Genomic DNA, 6,380 nt, shown 5'->3' on the forward strand with positions numbered 1-6,380 from the left:
TTGTTATTGGCGTTCTAACACAAAACTATTGTGTACGCAAAATTACCAGAAGTATGGTTGATTTTCGTTAAGATGTATGGAAATTAACGGAGTAGGGACTTGGTATGCTATATCTCTACTTTACAAATAAGGATTTTGTTTTTTGAGTTTGGGGTGCAAGGACAAATTATAACTGCATCATAGAATAATTGTATGGAGGCACAGCCAAGAGAAATTCAGGATTATCTCACTTCAGAAGGGAGAAGCCCTTTTGCAGAATGGCTTGAAGCTTTGAGAGATATTCAAGCAAGAGCTAAAATCAGAAACAGGCTGAAGCGAGTAGAGTCAGGCAATTTAGGAAATTATCGTTCAGTTGGAGAAGGAGTTTGCGAACTAAAAGTGGATTATGGTCCGGGATACCGCGTGTATTTTGGACAAATAGGAACAACAATCGTACTTCTTCTTTGTGGTGGAGATAAAAGTACTCAAGAACAAGATATCAACAAAGCTAGGGAATACTGGAAAGATTATGAAAAACGTACAAGCACCAGCAAGTAGAAGTTACCGTGAATACTTGATTTCATCTCTTAAAGATCCCCAAGAGGCTGCTGCTTATATTCAAACTTTCTTGGAATTAGAAGAAGATGGCGCTGGGTTTGAAATGCTAGGTTCAGCCCTAAAAGATGTGATAGAGGCGCGTCTACAAGCAAATAATCTTTCAGAAACTGCCAAACAGCATTATGAAAAACTAGATAAAATTCTTGCAGAAACTAGTGGAGCAGAGATTTACACTTTAATCGAATTTCTTGATGCATTAGGTTATCAAATTGCTCTTGCTCCAAAAGATGACAATAATTTTTCAGGCTAAATATCATAACAGAGCCAGACACTAATTGCCGAAAGAAGTACCAGGTGTGACTTTTTGGACATCCTCCGTAGAAGTTGTTACTGTTCATATTGCAATATGTTCATTAGTACTAAAAAACGTGGTTAATACTTATGCCAATAACTCTAGAAGCCAGTAACTTATCTCTCAATGATGTTCATCGCTTGTTGAAACTGCAAGAAGAAGCAATTGGTTCATTTACTAACTATTTAACTCTAGAGCCTCTGACTGAGTTGGAACAGCAGGATTTATCACGAATTAGTAACGACTTTGAGCGTTACCTTAGTGCTGGAAAAGTTTCTGAAGGTTTAGTTAAATTTTTAGCTCTCGCTCCTCTGTTGCGATTATCTGGATTTTATGACGTTCCTATTCGCTTGACAATGGAAGATGCGATCGCTATCTCCATTGAAGATGAGGATACAAAGATAACAGGGCGGATGGACATTTTAGCAGTAAGCAACACTCAAGCAAAGACTGCAAATACATTTTGGATTTTGGTAATAGAAACAAAAAACAGTTCGGTAGATGTTGCCGAAGGTTTACCCCAACTGCTGACTTACGCTTTTAAAAGCTTAGAAAAGCAATCATCAGTTTGGGGACTAGCAACAAACGGTCGTCGTTATCAATTTGTCCGTCTCGAACGAGGAAATCCCCCTACCTATCAGTTAATGCCATTACTGAACCTAATTCAATCTGAACACAGTATTCTACTAGCACAGGTTTTAAAAGCAATTTGCCAACTAGAGAATTAGGTAGTTCGATTCTCAACTTTGTAGAGTCGCGAATCTTTGCACCTGCTGACTTATACTTCACTTAGAAACATTTGCGGAAAAAGGGAAAATAAAGCTGAAGTTACTGCCAAACTAGTAGTAAATCTACGGATAGGACAGGTGAATGCGACTTAAACTAGATTTGCAAAGATTTTTTGACAGTTGCAACCCCAGCAGAACTCTAGTCTTGGCAAATCCTCAAGATAGGCAGTACTATATAGACTTTGCTTCCGTGCGCGGTTCTAAAGTGATTGAAGCACTTGGACGAACGATTACACGCCTTTCTCCAGATAAACCAACTTGCCAATTATTTACCGGTCATATTGGTTGTGGCAAATCGACTGAGTTGCGACGGTTGGAAGCAGAGTTAAAACAGCAAGGTTTTCATGTGGTATATTTTGAGTCCACACAAGACCTAGACATGGCTGATGTAGATGTTACTGATATATTACTGGCGATCGCTAGGTCAGTGAGTGAAAGTTTAGAAGCAGTAGGAATTAAACTCAGACCGGGATATTTTGCCAAACTATTAGGTGAAATTCATGAATTTTTACAAACTCCCAAAGAACTTTCGGGGGAGTTATCTGTAGGTATTGCTAAAATTAGCGCAAAAACAAAAGATAGCCCTCTTTTGCGAAGTCAGTTAAGGCAATATCTAGAACCTCGCACTAATAATATTTTGGAATCTCTGAATGAAGAATTCTTAACTCGTGCTAACCAGGAACTCAAAGATAAGGGTAAGAAAGGGTTGGTGGTGATTGTAGATAATTTGGATCGAGTCGATCCAAGGGCGAAAAACCGAGAGCGATCGCAACCAGAACACTTGTTTGTCGATCGCGGCGAAGAGTTACGCAAGCTGAAGTGCCATGTTGTTTACACAATACCCCTAGCATTGGTATTCTCTAACGAGTATGAGACGATGAAAAATCGTTTGGGTGGTGGAGTGAGTCCCAAGATACTACCGATGGTTCCCGTGCAGTTACGCGATGGTAGTCCGTGCTCTGAAGGTATAGAGCTTTTGCAACAGATGGTATTAGCAAGAGCTTTTCCCACAGTCAACCCTGAATTGAGGTTGGGTTTGATTGCAGAAGTTTTCGATACTCCCGATACTTTAAACAGGCTTTGTCAAAGCAGTGGGGGTCACGTGCGAAACTTACTAGGGCTGCTCTACAGTTGTCTTCAGTCAGAAGATCCCCCTTTATCGCGAGAATGTTTGGAAAACTCCATCCGCGAATACCGCGAAAGCTTGGTGTTATCTATTACAAAACATGAATGGGAATTGCTCCGTCAAGTCGTTCAGCAGCAAAGTGTGAGTGGTGAAGATGACTATCAAACTTTATTAAGAAGTTTATTTGTCTTTGAATATCAGGACAAACAGGGACGCTGGTTTGGTATTAATCCCGTATTAGCAGAAGCCAAGCAATTTCAGGTATGAGCGAACCGATAAATCCAGAAGAAATTTCCGTGCAAAATGAGCGATCGCTGGCGACTCTTGTAAGAGCGATCGTTCGTTCTCAAGGTCGCTTTTCCCTAATTTTAGTACGCTGTAACTACGCACATTTGCAAGAAGAAATTATAGAACAGTTACGGCAAAATTCTCAATTACAAATACTAGAAATAACTTTAGATAAGTCAGCAAAAAATCTATATTCAATTATTCATGCACAGTTGGCAACCGATAGATTATCTGTGACAGATGCCATTATGGTACTGGGATTGCAGTCAGTCACAGCCATTGACGATTTGTTGATTTCTATAAATCGAGTGCGAGATGATTTTCCCCAAAGCTTTTCATTTCCTGTAGTCTTCTGGATAAACGATTTAGTGCTGCAAAAGTTTATAAAACTGGCACCCGATTTTTATACTTATGCTGGCGTACCCATTAAATTTGCCATCTCGACTACAGACTTAATTGAGGTTCTTAAAAAAAAAGTAGATGGGTTATTTGCGAAAATATTAGAAACAGGTGGAGACAGATTTTTAGACAATACTGCATTAAATATAGGAATGGATGCGGCTGAAATTGAATCAGCATTGGAAGAATTACACAGCCAGGGCTACTCCGAACCAGAATTAGAAGCCAGCCAGCAATTTATTTCAGGACGCGATGCTTATAGTAAAAGTCAAATGGAGCGATCGCGTCAACTTTACGAACAAAGCCTTACATTCTGGGAACAGCGAGGAGAGATGGGGGACATGGTAGAACTTTCTCCCCCCTCCCCCACTCCTTACACAGAACAACAAGCCTGCGTACTCTTCCACCTGGGGTTATGGTGGCGAAGGTACGCGGTTTTACATCGAGCCGAGTATGAAGCAGCGTGTCGTCAAGCAGAAAATTACTATCAACGGTGCGTGCAAATCCTACAGCATGCAAACCGTCCCGATTTAGTGGCTCAATTTATCAATCCTTGGGGAGAAGTGCTGCAACAGTTAGCAAAATGGGATGAATTAAAATCTGTTGCTAACACTGCCATTGAACTACACACAACATATCCCAATACTCTCAGGTTGGCAAATGCTTATGCTTCCCTTGCAGAAGTTGGACTGGGAAAATCTAATTGGGAAGAGACTCAGCAGTATGCAATCAGAGCACTTCAAGCGATCGCAAAACTAGCAAATGAAAGTGATATCAAACGACATTATCAAAGTTGGTATCAATTTTTAATCTCTCAAGCCCAATATCATCATCAAAACGAAGTACAAGCAGCGCTACACAACTTAGAAACAGCTAAGGAAGGATGTAAGCCCGATTATAACCCACAGCTTTACATACGGATATTAAATGCATTATCCGAGCTTCACTACCAACAACATAGATATTTAGAAGCATTTGAACTCAAGCAAGAGAAACGTTCCATCGAGCAACAATATGGTTTCCGCGCTTTCATTGGTGCGGGGCGATTGCAATCTCAGCGACAGGTGATTCATCCTGCTTTGATAACAGTTGGTTCAACTCAATTGTACGGTGATGCTGTGGGAACAACCTCTCAGCAAGGAACTATTGCTCAAGAAATTGTTGCATCTGGGCGAGAAGAAGACGTTAAACAATTAATCCATCGCATCAGTCGAGATGACCAAAAATTAGTTGTGATTTATGGTCCCTCTGGAGTTGGAAAAAGTTCGCTGCTGACAGCAGGATTGGTACCCGCATTGCACGATCTACCTGCTATTGATAGTCGGATTCCTTTGCCAGTCACAGTCAGATTTTACAGTGATTGGAAACAGGAATTGGGTAAAGTGCTTCGTGACACAACACCCCAAAACTGTGGACATGGGGAGGAGTTGGGGGCGGAGTCATCGGGGTTAATTCATAAGATTCTTCAACAATTACGGCAAAATGCAACTCGCAATTTCTTAACTATTCTCATTTTTGACCAATTTGAAGAGTTTTTCTTTAACTGTTCTCAACCATCTCAACGAAAAGAGTTTTGGCAGTTTTTGAAACTTGCTTTGGATAGTTGGGATATTCCCTATGTGAAAGTCATTATTGCTTTACGTGAAGATTATTTGCATTATTTATTGGAGTGCGATCGCATTACAAATTTAGAAGTCACAAAAAATGATATTTTGAATAAAGGAATTCGCTACTATTTTGGAAATTTTTCTCCTGAAGGTGCGAGAAAGGTTATTAAAAATTTAACTCAACGTTCTTCTCTAGAACCAGAACTCATTGAAGAATTAGTAAGAGATTTAGCGGCAGAAGAAGGAGAAGTTCGTCCCATTGAGTTACAAGTCGTAGGGGCACAACTAGAAACCGAAGAAATCACTCAGTTAAAACAGTATCAGGAACAAGGACCAAAAGAACAACTAGTCCAAAGATACTTAGACGAAGTTGTGAAAGATTGCGGACAAGAAAATGAACGTGCTGCTCAATTAGTCTTGTATTTACTAACTGATGAAAATAATACGCGTCCGTTAAAAACCTATGCTGAATTAGCAGATACTTTAGCATTTTTAGCAGCCAAGGTTGATAAATTAGAATTAGTTTTAAAGATTTTAGTGACATCAGGTATAGTCTTCTTGATACCGCAATCTCCAGCAGATCGCTATCAACTCGTTCATGATTATTTGGTATCTTTTATTCGCCAACAACGCGGTGCGGAATTATTAGCAGAATTAGAAAGAGAAAAACAAAAACGCCAATTAGCAGAAGCAAAGTTAAATCAAGTTTTAAAACAGCGATTAAGAATCGCCTTTGGTACAGGGGTAGGATTGGTGGCATTAACAGCCGTGGCTGTGACATTTGGAATCAAGTCAACCATTGGTGAAACAAATGCTCAAATTAGCGCTCTTGCTTCTTCTTCAGAAGCACTTTTTACAGCTACTCTTCAAGAAGAAGCTTTGGTAGAAAGTATTAAAGCAGGAGAAAAACTGCAACAGACAATTTGGTCAAAGTGGATGGAAGCCAATACACGCGATCGAGTTGTTGTTGCTTTACGGCAAGCAGTGTATGAGTCTTTTGGCAGAGAACTCAAAACCCTTAAAGGGCATTCTGCTTCAGTGATAAGCGTCAGCTTCAGCCCCGACGGCAAGACCATTGCTTCTGCAAGTGAGGACAACACCGTCAAACTCTGGGATAATAACACAGGCAGAGAACTCAAAACCCTCAAAGGGCATTCCGCTCCAGTTATGAGCGTCAGCTTTAGTCCTGATGGCAAGACAATTGCTTCTGCAAGTAAGGACAACACTATCAAACTTTGGGATACCACAGGCAAAGAACTCAAAACCCTCAAAGGGCATTCCGC

General features: G+C 40.3%; 5 protein-coding genes. All 5 read left to right on the plus strand.

All coding sequences use genetic code 11. The annotated features are described in order from the left end of the window. Positions 1-192: 192 nt before the first annotated feature. Positions 193-537, plus strand: a complete 345-nt coding sequence (locus AB0756_RS19160) for a type II toxin-antitoxin system RelE/ParE family toxin (protein WP_038083818.1) — start codon at positions 193-195, stop codon at positions 535-537. Further along, positions 509-847 carry a helix-turn-helix domain-containing transcriptional regulator gene (locus AB0756_RS19165; RefSeq protein WP_038083820.1) on the plus strand — a complete coding sequence of 113 codons (339 nt, stop codon included), beginning with the start codon at positions 509-511 and terminating at the stop codon, positions 845-847. Before AB0756_RS19160 ends, AB0756_RS19165 begins: the two co-directional genes overlap by 29 nt. Before the next feature lie 131 nt (positions 848-978). Then, complete coding sequence (locus AB0756_RS19170; RefSeq protein WP_038083822.1) at positions 979-1,617, plus strand: Restriction endonuclease, type I, EcoRI, R subunit/Type III; 639 nt, start codon at positions 979-981, stop codon at positions 1,615-1,617. Positions 1,618-1,759: 142 nt separating this feature from the next. Then, entirely contained in the window at positions 1,760-3,070 is a 1,311-nt protein-coding gene (locus tag AB0756_RS19175; RefSeq protein WP_038083824.1) for a P-loop NTPase fold protein, read from the plus strand. Further along, a partial coding sequence (locus AB0756_RS19180; protein ID WP_456320634.1) for an nSTAND1 domain-containing NTPase occupies positions 3,067-6,380 on the plus strand: 3,314 nt, incomplete at its 3' end. The genes AB0756_RS19175 and AB0756_RS19180, both read left to right, overlap by 4 nt.

This window comes from Tolypothrix campylonemoides VB511288_2 (assembly GCF_045999855.1).
GTDB classification, from domain to species: Bacteria; Cyanobacteriota; Cyanobacteriia; order Cyanobacteriales; family Nostocaceae; genus Scytonema; species Scytonema bouteillei_A.